Origin of the sequence: Collinsella aerofaciens (genome assembly GCF_015560135.1) — a bacterium.
GTDB lineage: Bacteria > Actinomycetota > Coriobacteriia > Coriobacteriales > Coriobacteriaceae > Collinsella > Collinsella aerofaciens_AN.
In genome coordinates, this window is record NZ_JADMRH010000011.1 from 1 (window position 1) to 17853 (window position 17853).

General features: G+C 59.6%; 15 protein-coding genes and 1 tRNA gene. 1 reads left to right on the forward strand and 15 read right to left on the reverse strand.

Annotated features, from left to right (window positions below):
- Positions 1-325 precede the first annotated feature (325 nt).
- The 9 genes from rplT to recJ all read right to left on the reverse strand — a co-directional run bounded on the left by rplT (position 326) and on the right by recJ (position 11265).
- On the reverse strand, positions 326-685 hold the full coding sequence (rplT, locus tag I2H19_RS05950; RefSeq protein WP_006234421.1) for a 50S ribosomal protein L20: 360 nt from the start codon (positions 683-685) through the stop codon (positions 326-328).
- 46 nt (positions 686-731) lie between these two features.
- Positions 732-923, reverse strand: a complete 192-nt coding sequence (rpmI, locus tag I2H19_RS05955; RefSeq protein ID WP_006234422.1) for a 50S ribosomal protein L35 — start codon at positions 921-923, stop codon at positions 732-734.
- Between the two features lie 32 nt (positions 924-955).
- Positions 956-1525 carry a translation initiation factor IF-3 gene (gene infC / locus I2H19_RS05960; RefSeq protein WP_195621933.1) on the reverse strand — a complete coding sequence of 190 codons (570 nt, stop codon included), beginning with the start codon at positions 1523-1525 and terminating at the stop codon, positions 956-958.
- A 431-nt stretch (positions 1526-1956) separates the two neighbouring features.
- Positions 1957-2043: transfer RNA gene (locus I2H19_RS05965), tRNA-Leu, on the reverse strand.
- A gap of 39 nt (positions 2044-2082) precedes the next feature.
- On the reverse strand, positions 2083-3516 hold the full coding sequence (locus tag I2H19_RS05970) for a transglutaminase-like domain-containing protein (protein ID WP_195621934.1): 1434 nt from the start codon (positions 3514-3516) through the stop codon (positions 2083-2085).
- A 252-nt stretch (positions 3517-3768) separates the two neighbouring features.
- Positions 3769-4635 (reverse strand): class II fructose-1,6-bisphosphate aldolase, encoded by an 867-nt coding sequence (gene fba, locus I2H19_RS05975; protein WP_117766024.1) that lies wholly within the window; start codon positions 4633-4635, stop codon positions 3769-3771.
- Between the two features lie 194 nt (positions 4636-4829).
- A complete protein-coding gene (locus I2H19_RS05980) occupies positions 4830-5513 on the reverse strand; it encodes an MBL fold metallo-hydrolase (RefSeq protein ID WP_324252737.1) in 684 nt (227 codons plus the stop codon).
- 88 nt (positions 5514-5601) lie between these two features.
- On the reverse strand, positions 5602-7962 hold the full coding sequence (locus tag I2H19_RS05985; protein WP_195621938.1) for a RelA/SpoT family protein: 2361 nt from the start codon (positions 7960-7962) through the stop codon (positions 5602-5604).
- 15 nt (positions 7963-7977) lie between these two features.
- Complete coding sequence (gene recJ, locus I2H19_RS05990; RefSeq protein WP_195621942.1) at positions 7978-11265, reverse strand: single-stranded-DNA-specific exonuclease RecJ; 3288 nt, start codon at positions 11263-11265, stop codon at positions 7978-7980.
- A 274-nt stretch (positions 11266-11539) separates the two neighbouring features.
- Between recJ and I2H19_RS05995 the strand changes: the two genes are divergently transcribed.
- Positions 11540-12538, forward strand: coding sequence for a bile acid:sodium symporter family protein (locus I2H19_RS05995; RefSeq protein ID WP_195621943.1), 999 nt, complete (start codon positions 11540-11542; stop codon positions 12536-12538).
- Between the two features lie 27 nt (positions 12539-12565).
- Here I2H19_RS05995 and I2H19_RS06000 read toward each other — a convergent pair whose 3' ends face one another.
- The 6 genes from I2H19_RS06000 to I2H19_RS06025 form a co-directional block, all read right to left on the reverse strand.
- Positions 12566-13366 carry a DUF4931 domain-containing protein gene (locus tag I2H19_RS06000; RefSeq protein WP_195621944.1) on the reverse strand — a complete coding sequence of 267 codons (801 nt, stop codon included), beginning with the start codon at positions 13364-13366 and terminating at the stop codon, positions 12566-12568.
- Between the two features lie 3 nt (positions 13367-13369).
- Positions 13370-14047 carry a copper homeostasis protein CutC gene (locus I2H19_RS06005; protein ID WP_195621945.1) on the reverse strand — a complete coding sequence of 226 codons (678 nt, stop codon included), beginning with the start codon at positions 14045-14047 and terminating at the stop codon, positions 13370-13372.
- Positions 14048-14221: 174 nt separating this feature from the next.
- Complete coding sequence (locus tag I2H19_RS06010; protein ID WP_006234438.1) at positions 14222-14935, reverse strand: ABC transporter ATP-binding protein; 714 nt, start codon at positions 14933-14935, stop codon at positions 14222-14224.
- Entirely contained in the window at positions 14936-15796 is an 861-nt protein-coding gene (locus I2H19_RS06015) for an ABC transporter ATP-binding protein (RefSeq protein ID WP_006234439.1), read from the reverse strand.
- Entirely contained in the window at positions 15786-16865 is a 1080-nt protein-coding gene (locus I2H19_RS06020) for a branched-chain amino acid ABC transporter permease (protein WP_195622016.1), read from the reverse strand. Before I2H19_RS06020 ends, I2H19_RS06015 begins: the two co-directional genes overlap by 11 nt.
- 9 nt (positions 16866-16874) lie before the next feature.
- Entirely contained in the window at positions 16875-17756 is an 882-nt protein-coding gene (locus tag I2H19_RS06025) for a branched-chain amino acid ABC transporter permease (RefSeq protein ID WP_040358647.1), read from the reverse strand.
- Positions 17757-17853: the final 97 nt, after the last annotated feature.

Here is a 17853-nt window from a genome sequence, read left to right on the forward strand (position 1 = left end):
TCAAGGTGCACGCTTTGCGGCTCATCCGGTCCGACCGGGCCGCGCGGCAAGGAGATATATTGCCAGACCGGAGGGGCGCCGTGGGCGGGAATTCCACTCTTCACAAGTCCTACACAATACATCGCTTCCTATATAAGTCATAGAAAGGCTGGTGCAGAAATACTGCACGTATCAGATGATGACCCTTCGGTTAAGAGATATATAAAGATCGGTCACCTGTAAGTGTCTATCTACCCGCGCTTTTGCTATATAAACCAGCGCTTCAGATAAAAAGAGGGAGCGCCGCGCACAACGCGACACTCCCCTAGCGATTCAAGAGAATCTATTAGGCCTCGAGAGCCTTCTTGGCGATGGTAGCCAGCTCGTTGAAGGACTCGATGTCCTCGTAAGCCATCTGGGCCAGGACCTTGCGGTCGAGCTCGATGCCGGCAACCTTCAGGCCGTGCATGAACTGAGAGTAAGAGATGTCGTTCAGGCGAGCAGCAGCGTTGATACGAGTGATCCAGAGAGAACGGATCTCGCGCTTCTTGTTGCGGCGATCACGATACTGATACTGCAGGGAGTGCTGGACCTGCTCTTTAGCATGCTTGTAAGTACGCGAAGCGGCACCGTAGTAACCCTTCGCACGGTGCATAACGGTACGGCGCTTCTTCTTGGCGGCAACAGCGCGCTTAATACGTGCCATGTTCTATCAACTCCTAGACGGTAAAACGAAAAACGGGAAAGCGAACTTAGGCGAGACGCGACTTGATGACCTTGCGGTCGGCAGCGGCGATCTCGGTCTCCTGACGGAAGCCACGCTTACGCTTGGTGGACTTCTTGCTCAGGATGTGGCTCTTGAAAGCCTTGGCGCGCATAAGCTTGCCGGTACCAGTCTTGCGGAAACGCTTCTTGGTGCCGCTGTGGGACTTCATCTTAGGCATGAAATACTCCTTAATCGGTTACAGAACACTAGTTACTTGGTATCGCTTGCCGCTTTATCCTCATCGAAGGCGCCCTTAATCGGGGCGAGCAGCATAAGCATGTTACGGCCTTCCATCTTAGGCTTGGACTCGACCGTAGCGTAAGACTTGAGATCCTCGGCGAGACGCTCGAGAACGTTAAGGCCCTGCTCCGGGTGAGCCATCTCACGGCCGCGGAACATGATGGTGATCTTAACGCGTGCGCCCTTCTTGAGGAAACGCAGAACGTGGCCCTTCTTGGTCTCGTAGTCGCCAACGTCGATCTTGGGTCGGAACTTCATTTCCTTGACCTCGACCTTGGACTGGTTCTTACGAGCAGCCTTGGCCTTCATGGCCTGCTGGTACTTGAACTTACCGTAGTCCATGACCTTGCAGACCGGCGGCTCCGCGTTGGGAGCGATCTCGACCAGGTCGAGACCCTGATCGTCGGCGACGCGCTGGGCATCGCGGATGGCGAACAGGCCGAGCTGAGAGCCATCGACGCCAATCAAACGGCACGAAGATGCAGTGATCTCGTCGTTGATGCGGGTGTCATCAGACTTAGCTATTTTCCCTACCTCCATTCATAAAAAAATAACCCGGCGCTTCTCAGCAACCAGGTCGTACACATAGACTTCCTCGATTTGAGGAAGGTAATCTAAGTTGTATGACCAGTCAGCTGCTCATTGGCGCCAAAAGGTGGGAACCCTCGGGTTCCTCTTTAGGGCATTGCGGGAACAACGCCTTGCGAATAATAACACGTACAGCGCGTTATCACATTACGTACACGAAAAAGGGGCCTTGACCCCCTTGAACGCTCGCTTGCATGTATGGTGCCCGAGGCGAGACTCGAAGGGCCTTCGCTTCGCGAAGCCCCGGGCTTCGGGCGCGTGGCGCCCTCGCCACGCTCCGCTACAGACAGGCCACAGGCCTGTTTGCTTAACGCTTCGCGCGCTCACGCGAGTTCGGCACGAAAAAGGGGGCCGCAACCCCCTCGAACGCTCACTTGCATGTATGGTGCCCGAGGCGAGACTCGAACTCGCACGTTGTTGCCAACGGTGGATTTTGAGTCCACTGCGTCTGCCAATTCCGCCACTCGGGCACGCAATGCGTGAGTTAGTTTATCACAGCTTTCTACCGATTAGTCCGAAAATGGAACTTCGAGCATTTCGATGAGTTCGACCGTGCGTAGCATCTCGCGCTGACGGCATCCGCGACCGTCGACCGAAGCCTCACCCATCTGGTTATCGTAAGGGTCCTCGCGCATGCCGTCGAAAGAGGGCTCAAACTCTGCCTGGAATCGATTGTTGGCCACCATACGCCATGGGTCGAGATTGCCAAAGTAGTGACGGCGGCGCCACTCCTCCCCCATCCTGTGAGCAGAAGATCCAAATGACACGTCGGCGTTGAGCCAACCGGTCTGCGGCGTATAGAACTCTGCCCAGTCGTGCGACCCCACCGAATCGGGCGCAACGTACAGGCCGCTCTGCCAACGGGCAGGCACGCCCGCGATACGGCACATGGTGATAAACGTGAGCGCCATAACGCCGCAATCGCCGCGGAGCGAATGCGCGCAGTCATCGGCAATAGATCCCAAAAGCAAGTACGGCGGCTGATAGCGATAGTCGATATGCTGCGTCAGATAATCATAGATAGCACGAGCGCGATCGAGCGGATCCTCGAGTCCGTCAACAACACCGGCCGTCAGCTGCTGCAGATACGGCGTGAATGCAATGTGCGGACGGTCCTCGGAAATATCCTCGGGCAGAGGCGCGTCCATACGCGGATGAACCGGAAGTGTGCCACCGTAGACATCACAATAAGCAGCATCGATGTGATAACGATAAGTCACCGAGAATGAGCGCTCACTCGAAGAAGACCACGAGGCGGTACGCGCCGAAGCGTTCGCGGGAGCAACAGCACCCTCCGGCGTCATGTCGAGAATCTCGACCCGAGACTGCTGACGGCAGGCAGCCGCGACGGGAAGCCAAGCGCAAACGGTCTCCCCCTCCAGAGCGCCGGGGACAGACACGGACGCTTTAAGCGTAATGACGCGAGCCAATCCGTTTTGTGACTCCATCTCCTTGAGCATCTCGTCGCGCAGTGCTATTCCGTCCGTAGAATCGGGACGCATGCCGGGGACCTCTTTGGGATATACGCGAAGCGAATCGAGGAAGTTGTCGAGAACGAACAGCTCGCCATCGATAAAGCGCCAGTCAATACGCTTACGGTCAATCAGATCGTCAAACTGCTCCTCGGTAAACTCAGGCCACTCCTCGCGAATCATCGCAATAGCTCGATCGCGCGACACCGAAAAATGAAGCGGCGTCTCAAGCATGCGATACCGCTCGGCACGAACGCAGGCTGCCAGGGAAGGCTCAGGATTCTGCCTCAAAAGACGATCACAAGCCGCAACAGCCTGCGTCAAATATCCGGCATCCTTGAGTCGAAGAATCTCGGGCGGCAGTCCAATATCGAGATGGCGAAAGTCATCACAGCAAACATCAATAGAGCAACCAACAGGACCCTCGTCAATAACCTTCCCATCCGAAGGCAGCACATTAATAACAGCCATACCAAACTCCAAGTCATTAGAACTCTCGAAGCCCATTGTAGCGAGATAAATAGAAAGCCCCAACAAAGGAGCCATCAACGCCGCTGAACGGTAGCAAAAATGAATTCAGCCTCGTAACCCTGCAGCGAGTTAACAAAGGAGGCCCCGTTCGCCCGGAGCTTTTCCCATTGCGCGACTTCTGGCAAAGCCAGGTGAGCGCAAGGGAAAAGCGTAGGGTGAACGGGGCCTCCGACGGGAAAGTTAAACCGCTACTTACGCCTTGTTGACGGAGCCAAACTCCTCCATGAGCTCCTTGGTGCGGGCAACGATGTTGTCGCGACCAGGCTTGAGGAGCTTGCGGGGGTCAAAGCCCTTGCCCTGCTGATCCTTGCCAGCCTCGATATACTCGCGAACGCCCTTGGCGAAGACGAGCTGCAGATCGGTGTTAACGTTGATCTTGGAGATACCCAGGGAGATGGCCTTCTTGATCTGATCCTCGGGGATGCCGGTACCACCGTGCAGAACGAGGGGCAGGTCGCCGGTCTGAGCCTTGATCTCGCCCAGACGCTCGAAGGAAAGGCCAGCCCAGTCGGCGGGATACACGCCGTGGATGTTGCCGATACCGCAGGCGAGGAAGTCGACGCCCAGGTCAGCAATCTGCTTGCACTCAGCGGGGTCAGCGAGCTCGCCGTTGGAGGTCACGCCGTCCTCGGTGCCGCCGATGCCGCCGACCTCGGCCTCGATGGACATGCCCTTGGAGTGGGCAAGCTCAACGAGCTCCTTGGTGCGGTCGAGGTTAAGCTGGAAGGTCTCCTCGTGAGAGCCGTCATACATGATGGACGTAAAGCCGGCCTCGATGCACTTGAAGCAGTCCTCGTAAGAACCGTGATCGAGGTGAAGGGCGACGGGAACGGTAACGCCCGTGGCCTCGACGGCAGCCTTGACCATGTCGGCGCAGACCTTGAAACCGCCCATCCACTTAGCGGCACCAGCGGTGCACTGAAGGATCAGCGGAGACTTGGCCTCCTCGGCGGCCTGGAGAATAGCCAGGGTCCACTCGAGGTTGTTGGTGTTGAAGGCACCGAGACCGTACTTGCCGGCCTCGGCCTTCTTGAGCATGTCTGCTGCGTTGACGAGCATAAAAGAAACCTCCTGTAAGGTTGCTCCGATAACGCCTGAGATTTTACCACGACATACCCGAGCATAAACGTTCGTTTGTTCACGAATACCATCCGATTGGACAATTTTTGACCGTTTGCCCCACAGAATCGACCCACTGGGGAAAATAGCTTGACGATTGAGCGGTCTTCGTGGTTCGAAAGACGGCTTCGAGCCTACATCTGCATAAACGGATTCTGCATAAGTTCGCGCGCCATCGTGGTCGAATCGCCATGGCCCGTCAAGCAAACGGTATCGGGCGGAAGCGTCTTGGCAAGTTTGGAGAGCGAGCGCATAATCGCCGCCTCGTCACCGCCGGAAAGATCGGTACGACCGTGGCTGCCCGGGAAAAGCGTGTCGCCCACAAAGGCGATGTTCCCCTGCTCGGTCGCGGCGAACAGGACGATGCCGCCCGGCGTATGCCCCGGCGTCTCGATCACCTGCAGGCAGATATCGCCCAATTCAATCGTATCGCCCTCGGCAAGCAGCCGCGTCGGCTCGCCCGGATCGGGCGTCTCAATACCCCACATGGCGCGCTGCTCCTCGATATTTGCGCGAGGCACCGTCACGTCCTTAGCGCACAACTCATATAGTGCGCTGTCGCCAACGACAGCTCGAACCCCGGCGACCCCGCCAACATGGTCGGCATGACCGTGCGTGCAGACAGAGCCGAGTACGCGAACCTCGGGATGCGCGGTGCGGATATGCTCCACAAGACGCTCGCCCTCCCACGCCGGATCGACGATTAAGCACTCGTCATTCGAAATCACGGCGTAGCAGTTGGTCTGAATCGGGCCGTTGACGAGTGCCTCAATCGAAGCTGCACCTCGGGGTGTCAGGTCCAAAGTCATATCGCCCATGCGCATACCCTCCTTCTAAAATACGTTCGAGGCACCAAACGATGCCTCGAACGTAACCAATATCTATGATGCTGAGAGGCTCTCGCACCTACACACGGCGCTTGAGCTGAGCTCCGCCTTCGCCGGGCATAAGACGGCGAGCGTCGTAGACCGAATCGACACTGCTGATGGAAGCCAGCAGCGGATCCAGACCGCTCGCGTCCGAGATCTCGACCATAAAGCGCAGGGTTGCAATACCCTCGCGGTTGGTCGACGTGGCGGCAGAAAGGATATTGCCGCCCGCATCGCCAATGGCAATGGTGACATCCTTGAGCAGGCCCATGCGGTCCAGGCACTCGACCACGATCTCGACCTGGAAGAGGGTGTCGGCTGCGCCGTCCCACTCCACTTCGATCATGCGCTCGGGATGCTCCATAAGACCCTTGACGTTGGGGCAGTTGGCGCGATGCACCGAAACGCCACGACCGCGCGTGATGAAGCCGACGATATCGTCGCCCGTCACCGGATTGCAGCAATGTGCCAGACGGACCAGCAGGCCGCTGTTGCTCTCGCCCTTGACGATAATGCCGTTGCTGGCGCTCTTGCCGCGCTTTTGCGGCTTGCGGTTGGAGCCTCGGGCCGGCTGTTTCACGACCTCGGCGATAGCCTCGGCCTTGGTGAGCTGCTCCTCGGGCTTGGGGTCCAAAATCTGCTCGACCTTGTTACCCACGGCGCGCGGGGCAACCTTGCCGGCGCCCACGGCGGCAAACAGGTCCTCGAGCTGCTTGAAGTTCAACTGCTCCGCCACGGCGTTGAGCGCACGCGTGGATCGCGGCGTAGAGATGCCATACCCGCGCTTGCGCAGGTCCTTGGCCAGTATATCGCGGCCGGCAGCAGCGTCATCGTCTTTGGTCGCGGCAGCGAAGTAACGGCGGATCTTTGACTTGGCGGAAGGCGTCTTAACGATCTTGAGCCAATCACGCGACGGCTTGGAACTCTTGTTGGTCAGGATTTCAACGCGGTCGCCCGTCTTGATCTCATGCGTGAGCGGGGCCACCGCACCGTTGATCTTAGCGCCGACGCAGTGATTGCCCACCTCGGTGTGAACGGCGTAGGCAAAGTCGAGCGGCGTGGAGCCGGCACGAAGCGCCATGACCTCGCCCTTGGGCGTAAAGACGAAGATCTCTTGATCGAAGAGGTCGACCTTCAGCGAATGCAGGTATTCCTTGGCGTCGGTGATCTCATCAGACGCAGCCCAATCGAGCGAATGCTTAAGCCAGTTGATCTGATCGTCCAAACGTTGAGCGTCATTGGTCTTGGAAGCAGACGATCCGCCCGATTTCTTATAGAGCCAGTGGGCGGCAATGCCGTACTCGGCCTGCTCATGCATCTCATAGGTTCGAATCTGAATCTCGAGCGGACGAGCCGTGGGACCGATAACCGTCGTGTGGAGCGACTGGTAGTTATTGACCTTGGGCATGGCGATATAGTCTTTAAAGCGACCGGGCATGGGGTGCCACAGCGTATGCACCGCGCCGAGCGTGGAGTAGCAATCGCGCACCGAATGGGTGATGACGCGCAGCGCCACCAGGTCGTAGATCTCGGAGAATTCCTTGCCCTTGCGCTTCATCTTTTGGTAGATGGACCAATAGTGCTTGGAGCGGCCATTAATCTGGAAGCCCTCCAGGCCAATGCGGTTGAGCTCGTCGGTGAGCGTCTTGATGGTCTCGGCCAGATAGCGCTCGCGAACCTCGCGCGACTCAGCCACCATGCGCGCAATGCGCTGGTAGGCATCGGGCTCCAGATAGAAGAAGGACAGGTCCTCGAGCTCCCACTTAATAGAGCTCATGCCCAGACGGTCGGCCAGGGGCGCATACACGTCCATGGTCTCGCGGGCCTTAAACAGGCGACGGTCCTCGCGCAGAGCTGCAAGGGTGCGCATGTTGTGCAGACGGTCGGCAAGCTTAACGATAATGACGCGGATGTCCTTGGACATGGCGAGGAACATCTTGCGCAGCGTAAGCGCCTGCTTCTCGTCCATGCTATCGACTTCGATGTTGGTGAGCTTGGTCACGCCATCGACGAGCTCGGCCACCGTATCGCCAAACAGACCGGAAACATCGGCGAGCGAGGTCTCGGTATCCTCGACGGTATCGTGCAGCAGCGCGGCGCACACCACATCGCAGTCCATCTTGAGGTCGGCCAGAATGATAGCCACCTCGACGGGATGGTTGATGTACATCTCACCCGAGCGCCGCTTTTGGTTGCAGTGCTTCTCGGCAGCAAAGCAATAGGCCTGCTCCACCTTAGAGAAGTCGTCCTCATTCATATATTTGAGGCACAGGCGCTCCAGCTTGTCGTAGCTGTCCGCCATAATCTCGGGCGGCAGCTCATCGGCATGCTTATAGTGCTCCATCTCCGAGAACGGTTGGAGGGTGGAATCATGGGCGGTACGGGCTGCGGCATCCATCGAGGTCCCCTTCCCCTAGGCCCGCGGTACGATCGGGCGGTTAACTTTGGCTAGCATATCAGAAGCGCACGAATCAAGCGCCCAACTCCGGAAAGCCGAGAACTCCATGCGCGAGCGCAAGCCCTCCAAATAGCGGATTGACCTGCTCAATTGCACACGGCCGGGGTTTTCGGCCATCGCAATGCGACGGGTGTCATCAAACCCCGAAACGCGACAGAAGCCAAGCTCTTCGAAGATTCCCAGACCGCTTGCCACCGAGCGCTCGTCAACCGGCGTGCGGGCATCGATGGCAAGGCACATCTGCGCGATGTCGATATCGCTCGCACTAAATGAGTCGGCTCCGGTCTTGCCGCGGTTGGAGCGCCACATAGTCTGCAGCGCGCGATAGAGCGTGACGAGCTCGTCGCGCTCGGGCGCGTAGCAGTCGAGCAGGCGCTCGTTAATGCGAGCGTCACGCGACGAATAGAGCAGGTGAATCACGGCAGGTTGCCCGTCGCGACCGGCGCGTCCGCTCATCTGGTTGAACTCGATGGCGCCAAACGGCATGTGGTAGAGCACGACATGGCGGATATCGGGCAGGTTGACACCCTCGCCAAAGGCGGAGGTCGAAACGATGCAGCTGAGGCTTCCGTCTCGGAATGCTTCCTCCACGCGACGGCGATCGGAACGCGCAAGCCCCGCGTTATAGAACGCGATATGGGTTGCGCAATCGGGCACACGCTTGCGCAACGTCTTGGCGAGCGCCACGGACTGGTCGCGCGAATTGACGTAAATGACGGTCTTCTCCCCCGTCGCCACGATCGACACCAAACGGTTCTCGCGGCTCGCAAGGTCGCGGTCGTCCTCGAGCTGCAGGTTCTCGCGCACCGTCTCGTCGACCACCGTGCGAGTGATCGGCAACATGCGGGCAAGCTCGGCCACGACCGGAGCCGTCGCGGTGGCCGTCGCAGCCATAACGACCGGGTCGCCCAGGGCTTTGAGGATATCGGGCATGTCAAGATAGGCGCTACGGTCGCCGCCCTTGGCAAGGCCGGCGTGGTGTGCCTCATCGATAACGACAAAGCCGATGCGGCCCGAACGCGCGAAACGGTCACGGTGGATAGACAGGAACTCGGGCGTCGTGAGCACGATACCGGTGCGGCCCGAAGCTAGACCGGCGAACACGTCATCGCGTGCGGCCTCCACGGTCTCGCCGGTCAGCACGCCAACGCCAATGCCAAGCGCTGCCATCGTCGACGAGAGGTGATAGGCCTGGTCGGCAACGAGCGCGCGCAGCGGATAGACAAAGATGCTCGCACGCCCGCGAAGGACCGCCTCGCGCGCGGCATGCACGTGGAAGATAAGCGACTTGCCGCGCCCCGTTCCCATAACGGCCAGAACACTTTGGTGATCGGCCAGGGCATCGAGCGCCTCGACCTGCGCGCGGTGCGGCTGGTTCGAGCCGATAAAGCTATGGATAAGCGAGCGCGTGAGCTCAGCATAAGAAAGCTGGGCGAGCGTCTCGCGTTTACGCGACTCCAGGCGCAGGCCAGAATCCGCCGGTTGCACGCCGCGGCGAAGTTCACATGCCGGATCGTCGATATTGGACGCCGTGGTATCGCGCACCAAGACATCCTTGATCATGAGCTTGGGCTTCACACGCCCCTGCCAATGCTCGGCAACGGCCTCGAACACCAAGTCGACAGCGCTATCGCAGTTGATGAGCTTATCGATTTGCGGCACGCGGAACATAATGGCCGGCACGCTCGCGGCGCCATCGGTCGCCACAAAGCGCATGTGCTCGCCGGTTTTGCCCACCACGGCACGATCGCACATCGTCACGCCCTCGGCGGCCAGCAGCGGCACCTTGTTGCCCTGGCCAAACGGCTCAAGACGGGAAATCTGCTCTATAGTCTCGATATTCAGCTCGGAAAGGTCGACCGTGGCGGCAACCTCGTCGATGTCTTCAAAGTCCTCGGCGGGAATCTCCGATAGCACGGCGGAAAGGCGACGACGGAATTCATCGAGCTTGGATGCCTCGATGGTCACTCCCACCGCACCGGCATGTCCGCCGCGACGAATCAGCAGGTCGGAACAGCGCTCAACGGCGTCAAACAGGTTAACATTGCCCACCGAGCGACCAGAGCCGCGCGCGATACCGTCCTCGATCGAGAACAGCAGTGCCGGCACGTGATAGCGGTTGGTCAGACGGCTTGCCACGATGCCCTTGACGCCCTCGTGCCAGCCTTCACCGCCCACGACGATCGCGCGTCCGCCGTCATAGGTCTCCTCGACCTTTGCCATGGCATCGCGCGTGAGCTCCGCCTCGATCTCACGGCGCTGGCGGTTGATTTCCTCGAGCTCAGCCGCCAGCGCGCTTGCTTCGATGGGATTGTGGGCAAGCAGCAGGTCGAGCGCCAGCTTGGGATCGGCCATGCGACCGGCAGCGTTTAAGCGGGGAATGAGCGAGAATGACAGGCCATCCGCCGTAATGCTCGAAAGGTCCGCCTTGGCGAGCGAGGCAAGCGCGATATAGCCGGGGCGAGCGGTTACGCGCATCTGCCGGATGCCCTCGGCAACCAGCGCGCGGTTCTCGGGCGTGAGCGGCATCATGTCGGACACGGTGCCCAGCGCCGCGACCTCGATTAGCGAACGCCAATACGACGGCTTGCCCAGGCGCTCACCCAGGACTTGCACCAGCTTGAGCGCCACGCCAGCACCGGCGAGCTCGCGCGAGGGGCCCTCGTCCTCGAGCTTGGGGTCGGTCAGGGGTACACCCTGCGGCACCTGGTCGGAGGGCTCGTGATGGTCCGTGACCACCAAATCGATCCCCAGGCTCTCCAGATAGGAAACCTCTTCCTTGGCGGCAATGCCGTTATCGACGGTCACGATCAGCTGGGGGCGAGCGAGCTCGTTAACGCGGTCGAGTGCCGCGCGCGAAAGACCGTAGCCCTCGTCAAAGCGATGCGGAATAAACGGCGTGACATCGGCGCCAAACGTGCGCAGCGCCTCGGTCAGCAGACAAGTCGACGTAATACCGTCGACATCGAAGTCGCCGAAGACGGCGATGTGCTCGTGGTTGCGAATAGCACGCTCAACGCGGTCGGCAACGACCGACATGCCCGGAATTATGAGTGGGTCGGCCCAGTCGCGGTCGAGCGAGGGCGTCAAAAACAGCTGGCCCTCCTCGATGGAGCCAATGCCGTGCGCGACCATAATGCGCGCCACCAGCCCGGGAATGCCCAGACCCGTCGCAAGCTCCTTTTCGAGCTCGGGGTTTTGCTGAGCAACCGCCCAGCGGTGCGTCGTCTTAAGCGATGACATAGGCACCCACCCCCGATAGGGGCAGGTCGCCGCGATACCTCTCACGGTTCATAGCGATGAGTCCTCTGTGTATGCCCGCTTCGGCAGGCAGATCTGTTGAACGAATTTATTATACCGTGCAGTACGGACGCAAAACGCCGCAGTACGCCCCGGTTTCGGTAAACGAAGGCGGTAATATCCTCGAAACAAACGAGCGTTTCTGCCGCACGAACGTATGCAAGCGTCTAGCATATCCATTCATATGCATTCATGGGCAAAGGGAGTCGCAGGATATATGAAGCAATGGGTTGGACTGGGTAAGTTCCTCGCGGGGCACATGCAGGTCATCGTCCCGATTTGCGTGACACTCGGCGTGCTCTTTCCCCAGCAAATCGGCGTGCTCAAGCCCATCGTTCCCGCCCTGTTTGCCTTTATGACGTTTCAGGGCGCACTGAGCAACACCTTCCATCAGGTTGCCGAGGTATTCCGTCGTCCGCTGCACCTGATTCTGGCGCTGCTGGTCTCGGCAGTGCTCATCCCCATCGCGGCGTATGCCATGGGTTCGCTGTTCTTTGATTCCAATCCCAACCTTGTCTGCGGCATCGTGCTCGAGTACAGCGTGCCCGTAGCCGTCACCGCTTTTATGTGGATCAGTATGTTCGGCGGCAACGGCCCGCTCGCGCTCACCATTATCCTGACGTCCTCGGTCATCTCACCCGTGACGATTCCGCTCACGCTCAAGCTCCTGCTGGGCGCCACCGTCTCGATCGATGTGCCGAGCATGATGCGGAACATGGCCTTCATGATCGCCATCCCCGCCGTGCTCGGTATCGTCATCAACGAACTCACGCATGGCTGGGGCCACGAAAAGCTCTCTCCCGCGCTCTCGCCCGCCTGCAAGTTCATGATGATGGGCGTCATCGCGTCCAACTCCACCGCCATGAGCGACTACGTGCTGCACATGAACGTCGAGCGCTTGGAAGTCGCGTTCTTTATCCTGGTGTTCGCCATCAGCGGCTTTATCATCGGTATCTTGGTCGCCCGCGCCCTGCACCTGCCGTATAGCGAGACGACCACCATGTGCTTTACCTGCGGCATGCGCAATATCTCTTCGGGCGCCGTCATCGCCACGCAGTATTTTCCCGGCGAGGTCGTGTTTCCCGTCATGTGCGGCACGCTGTTCCAACAGGTGCTGGCCTCGATTATCGGACATCTCTTTGAGCGCCTGACCGGCGAGGAGCGCGCCAAACAGCGCAAGCGTGTCGAGGCCGGCCGCGACGCAATGGCACGCTAGGCCGTCCGCAGTGCGCGAACGCTCGCCTTACGACGCGAGCGCTTCCAGATGTGCGCGCAGGCGCTCCGCATCGATATCGAGCGTGGTCTCGGCATTGACCTGGGCCAGACGATAGCCCACAAAGTAGGGCGATACCACCCAACGCGGAAGTGCCTTGGCAATGGTTCGGCCGCCCATGTGGTAGAAGAACAAGTTGTACGACTCCGCACGACCGCCGTGGTGCTCGTGCAGGATATAGCACAGGGCAACCTGAATCGCATCGGCGAATAGATCGGCCTCGGTTTGATCGCGGGCGTCGTCGCTAGCGGCGATTCCCTGTGGAGCTGAGACGTTGACCTCAAAGAATCCCATGATCGGCTCGGTCGAGATATTGACCGCGACCCTCCCCCGCCGCCAAACATCGATGCCTGCAAAGTTGGCCGAGGTCAGCGCCGCGTAGCCGTCCTCTTGCTCCAGGCCCACAATCTGCATGTGCGGGTGTACCAGGCTTCCGCCCGAAAGCGGGCCCTTGTTCTTGTACATGAGCACGCTGCGGTACTGCTGGGATTCGATCATCTGCTGCCAACAGCCCAGGGCAAACCGCATTACATGATGCAGCTTGTCCGCCGCATAGGTCACCAGGTCGGCATCGTGATCGGCCGACTCGATCAACACGGTCTGACGAGTGGCCCGCAAGGTCTTGAACTTATTCTCGAGCCAGATGCAATCACCATCGCGCTGGATGATGTTGGCAAGTCCCTCCGTATTGCAGAAGGGGCACGCGGTGCCCGGGCGGCGGTTGTCGTCGGGCTTGCCGCTCGCCTGCTGGACATCAAATACGAGCGCCACGGGCTACGCCTCCAGCGGCACGATTCTGGTGCCATGGAGCTCGGACACGCCCAGCGCCGCCGCGACCTCATCGCGGTTGGCCGTGGTAATGCCACCACCGGGAAGGATGGTCAGGCGATCGCCCGCATACTCGATTAAGCGGGCCAGATGATCGAAATTACCCTCAATCGGCGTGCCGGCCGCTCCGCCGTGCGTCAAGATGCGCGTAACGCCGCAGTCGGCAAGCGTGTCAATCGCGTCAAGCTGAGCCTCGGGCGAGAGCTGGTCAAATGCCATGTGGAAGGTGATGTCGACGGACTCGCGTTTGCACTCCTCGGTCGCGCAGCCCGCGGCCATGACGAGGGCGCCGAGGGTGAGCTCGTCGAGCGCCCAGCCGCCGGCACAAGGCTTGCAGCATCCAAAGACCAGGCCGTCAACGCCAGCACTCACGGCAAGGCCCAGATCCATCTCCATCATGCGTAGCTCGTTCTGGCTGTAATGAAAGTCGCCACCACGCGGGCGAATCATGCACATCACTCGCGCGTCATGCTCGTGAGCATAGCTGACTGTAGCGCTGATAACGCCGGCAGAAGGCGTGGTGCCACCAACGGCAAGGTTGTCGCACAGCTCGATGCGCTTTGCACCGGCATCGATAGCTGCCGGCACCCACTCAAAGTTCTCGGCACAAAACTCGTACAGCATAGATAGACCCCCAAAGACAGCAGATGTTTTCCGACGGGCATTGTCACACATCCCCATGAAGTTGCGGTGGAATAGGGACTCTTTTGGCCTCTGGAGCCCGTATTCAGTCCCTATTTCACCGCAACTAAAAAGGGGCGCTGACTGAGATAGTCAGCGCCCCTTTTGTTAGGTGGGTTAGCCTCCGAGGTAGGCTTTGCGGACGTTATCGTCGTGCAGGAGCTCTTGGCCGGTGCCGGTCATGGTGATCTTGCCGGTCTCGAGCACGTAGCCGCGCGTGGCGATGGAAAGCGCCATCTGCGCGTTTTGCTCAACCAGAAGCACCGTGGTGCCGGCCTTGTGCAGGTCCTCGACAATCTGGAAGATCTGTTCGATCAGAATCGGCGCCAGACCCATGGAAGGTTCGTCGAGCATAAGCAGTTTGGGGTTACTCATAAGGGCGCGCCCCATAACGAGCATCTGCTGCTCGCCGCCTGAAAGGGTGCCGGCGACCTGGCGACGACGTTCCTTTAGGCGCGGGAACTGCTCGTAGACGCGCTCCAGGCCCGGAGCCACCGTGGACTTGGGCTGCGTATAGGCACCCATCTCCAGGTTCTCCTCAACCGTCATCTGCAAAAAGGCGCGACGACCCTCGGGAACCTGGGCCAAGCCCTTACCCACCAGCTTGTCGGCAGGCGTATGGGTAATGTCCTCGCCCATAAACTTGATGGAGCCGGTCTTGGAGCGCAGCAGGCCCGAGACGGTCTTGAGCGTTGTGGACTTGCCGGCACCGTTGGCACCGATCAGGGCCACGATCTCGCCCTCGTTAACGTTAAAGGAGATGTCCTTGATGGCGTGGATGGCGCCGTACCAGACGTTGATGTTGTAGACGGAAAGCATCGGCTCTGCCATTTAGTTCTCCCCCTTATCCTGCTTACCCAGATATGCCTCGATAACGGCGTCGTTGTTCTGGATTTCCTCTGCCGTGCCCTTGGCGATAACCTTACCAAAGTTAAGCACGCAGATGCCCTCGCAGATGTTCATGACGAGCGACATGTCGTGCTCGATAAGCATGATGGCGATGCCGAAGGTGTCGCGGATCTTGACGATGTTCGCCATGAGCTCTGCGGTCTCGGACGGGTTCATGCCGGCGGCAGGCTCGTCGAGCAGCAGCAGCTTGGGGTTGGTGGCAAGCGCGCGGACGATTTCCAGACGACGCTGAGCGCCGTAAGGAAGCGAGCCGGCCTGTTCATTTGCCAGGTGCTCCATGTCAAAAATGGACAGCAGCTCCATGGCGCGCTCGTGGGCGGCCTTCTCGTGCTTCCAATACGTCGGCAGGCGCAGCACGCCCTCAAAGCCGGAGTAGCGCTCCTGGTTGTGCAGGCCGACCTTAACGTTGTCCTCCACCGTCATGGTGTTGAACAGGCGGATGTTCTGGAACGTACGGGCAATACCCATGCGGTTGACCTGGTAGACCGACTTGCCCGAAGTGTCCTCACCGTCGAGCAGGATGGTGCCGTGCGTAGGCTGGTACACCTTGGTGAGCAGGTTGAAGACCGTGGTCTTGCCGGCACCGTTGGGGCCGATGAGACCGGCGATCTCGGTCTTGCCGATGGTTAGGCTAAAGTCGTCTACCGCCTTAAGGCCGCCGAATTCAATGCCCAGGTGGATGCACTCGAGCGCCGGGCGCTGGCCCAAGTCGCGGTCGGGAACGATGGCGCCAGAAGGATACGGGACCATCTTGCCCTTGTTGAACTCAAACTTACTGGGCATCGGCTGCCACCTCCTTCTTGGAAGCAAAGCGGTCCTTAATGCGTGCGAAGAACGCCTTGAGCTGCGGGTTGTTGGTAAAGACCATGACCAGAATCAATACGATGGCGTAGATGAGCATGCGGTAGTCCGAGAACTGACGGAGCAGCTCGGGGAGCACCGTGAGCAGCGCCGCGGCGATAACGGAGCCGCGCATGTTGCCCAGGCCGCCCAGGACCACGAACACCAGAATGAGGATGGACGTATTGAAGTCGAACTTAGTAGCGGAAAGCTGCGAGAAGTTACCGCCGAACAGAGCTCCGGCAGCACCGGCGAGGGCAGCGGAAACCACGAAGGCGATCATGCGGTACTGGGTGACGGAGATGCCCACAGACTCGGCAGCGATCTTGTTGTCGCGCACGGCAATAATGGCACGACCGGTACGGCCGCGAACCAGGTTGAGCACAATCACGAGCGCGACCATAACCAGGATTGCGCCGGCAAGGAAGGTCGAATAGGTCGACACGCCCGATGCGCCCTGCGCGCCCTTGATGATGGCGGTGCCGTCCTCGAGCAGGTGCAGGTCGTCGATCGTGGAGTTACCCGTGATGTTAAAGATCACATGCAGGCCGCGGGAATCGACGCCCACAATGAGACAGGTGACGACCTCTTTGATAATCTCGCCAAAAGCGAGGGTCACGATGGCCAGATAGTCGCCGCTCAGGCGCAGGACCGGAATACCGATCAAGAAGCCCAAGATGGCAGCGGCGATAGCGCCGACCACAATGCTGATGATCAGACGCATCGGATCGGACGGAACGGTGCTCTCCAGCGCGACGGCAGTGACGATGCCCGTATAGGCACCGACGCTCATAAAGCCCGCGTGGCCCAGCGACAAGTCGCCCGCGATGCCGACGACGAGGTTAAGGGAGATGGCCATGACGATATAGGCCGTGATGGGAACCAGCTGACCGGCGATCATGCGCGGGATCATGTGGTTGGACTGCATAAAGAACACGATGGCGAACGCCACAACGCACATGGCGTACGTGACAAAGTCGTGACGCGTCTGCTTGTCTTTAAGAAACTTCATAACGCTCACCTACACCTTCTCGGGGACGTACTTGCCCAAGAGGCCGGCAGGCTTGACGAGCAGGACGATGATCAAAACACCAAAGACGATTGAGTTGGCAAGGCTCGTGGAAATGTAAGCCTGCGCCATCGCCTCGATGATGCCGATGAGAATGCCGCCGACAAAGGCACCGGGGATGGAGCCGATGCCGCCGAAAACGGCAGCGTCGAAGGCCTTGATACCAGGCATGGCGCCCGTGGTGGGCTGCAGGACCGGCGAGTAGGAGCACAGGAGCACGCCGGCGATGGCAGCGAGGGCGGAGCCGATGGCGAACGTCATCGAGATGGTGCGGTTGACGTTGATGCCCATGAGCTGAGCGGCGGCCTTGTCCTCGGACACGGCGCGCATGGCCTTGCCCATCTTGGTCTTACCTGTAAAGAACATCAGGCCGGCCATGATAACCAGGCAGGCGACGATGGTGACGAGCGAGACGGCGCTTACGTTAAACTTGGCCAAGAACTCCGGCACCGGGAAGGTGACGAGCGAAGTGAAGTTCTTGGGCGTGGCGCCCCACAGAAGCTGCGCGGCGTTCTGCAGGAAGTAAGACACGCCGATGGCCGTGATCAGAACGGCCAGCGGGCCTGCTTGGCGCAGCGGCTTATAGGCCAGACCCTCAATGAGAACACCGAGAACCGTGCAGACCACACAAGAGAGAACTACAGATGCCCAGCCCGGGAGGCCGAGATACGACGTGGCGCAGAACGAGACATAGGCACCGACCATGATGACATCGCCGTGAGCGAAGTTGAGCATCTTGGCGATACCGTAGACCATGGTGTAGCCCAACGCGATGATGGCGTAGACGCTGCCCATGGACAGGCCGTTGACCAGGTATTGGATAAAGACCGTCATGTTCCACATCCCCCTTTCGAATAGGTTTCCAGTTAATGTATGAAACAGGGACGTTACACTGTCCCTAGATACCAAGCAAGCAGGGAAGGCCAAAACC

Excerpts from the sequence above, each read along its gene's own strand:
- rplT (WP_006234421.1), bottom strand. The coding sequence starts at position 685 with ATGGCACGTATTAAGCGCGCTGTTGCCGCCAAGAAGAAGCGCCGTACC.
- rpmI (WP_006234422.1), bottom strand. The coding sequence starts at position 923 with ATGCCTAAGATGAAGTCCCACAGCGGCACCAAGAAGCGTTTCCGCAAG.
- infC (WP_195621933.1), bottom strand. The coding sequence starts at position 1,525 with ATGGAGGTAGGGAAAATAGCTAAGTCTGATGACACCCGCATCAACGAC.
- I2H19_RS05970 (WP_195621934.1), bottom strand. The coding sequence starts at position 3,516 with ATGGCTGTTATTAATGTGCTGCCTTCGGATGGGAAGGTTATTGACGAG.
- fba (WP_117766024.1), bottom strand. The coding sequence starts at position 4,635 with ATGCTCGTCAACGCAGCAGACATGCTCAAGAAGGCCGAGGCCGGCAAG.
- I2H19_RS05980 (WP_324252737.1), bottom strand. The coding sequence starts at position 5,513 with ATGGGCGATATGACTTTGGACCTGACACCCCGAGGTGCAGCTTCGATT.
- I2H19_RS05985 (WP_195621938.1), bottom strand. The coding sequence starts at position 7,962 with ATGGATGCCGCAGCCCGTACCGCCCATGATTCCACCCTCCAACCGTTC.
- recJ (WP_195621942.1), bottom strand. The coding sequence starts at position 11,265 with ATGTCATCGCTTAAGACGACGCACCGCTGGGCGGTTGCTCAGCAAAAC.
- I2H19_RS05995 (WP_195621943.1), top strand. The coding sequence starts at position 11,540 with ATGAAGCAATGGGTTGGACTGGGTAAGTTCCTCGCGGGGCACATGCAG.
- I2H19_RS06005 (WP_195621945.1), bottom strand. The coding sequence starts at position 14,047 with ATGCTGTACGAGTTTTGTGCCGAGAACTTTGAGTGGGTGCCGGCAGCT.
- I2H19_RS06010 (WP_006234438.1), bottom strand. The coding sequence starts at position 14,935 with ATGGCAGAGCCGATGCTTTCCGTCTACAACATCAACGTCTGGTACGGC.
- I2H19_RS06015 (WP_006234439.1), bottom strand. The coding sequence starts at position 15,796 with ATGCCCAGTAAGTTTGAGTTCAACAAGGGCAAGATGGTCCCGTATCCT.
- I2H19_RS06020 (WP_195622016.1), bottom strand. The coding sequence starts at position 16,865 with ATGAAGTTTCTTAAAGACAAGCAGACGCGTCACGACTTTGTCACGTAC.
- I2H19_RS06025 (WP_040358647.1), bottom strand. The coding sequence starts at position 17,756 with ATGACGGTCTTTATCCAATACCTGGTCAACGGCCTGTCCATGGGCAGC.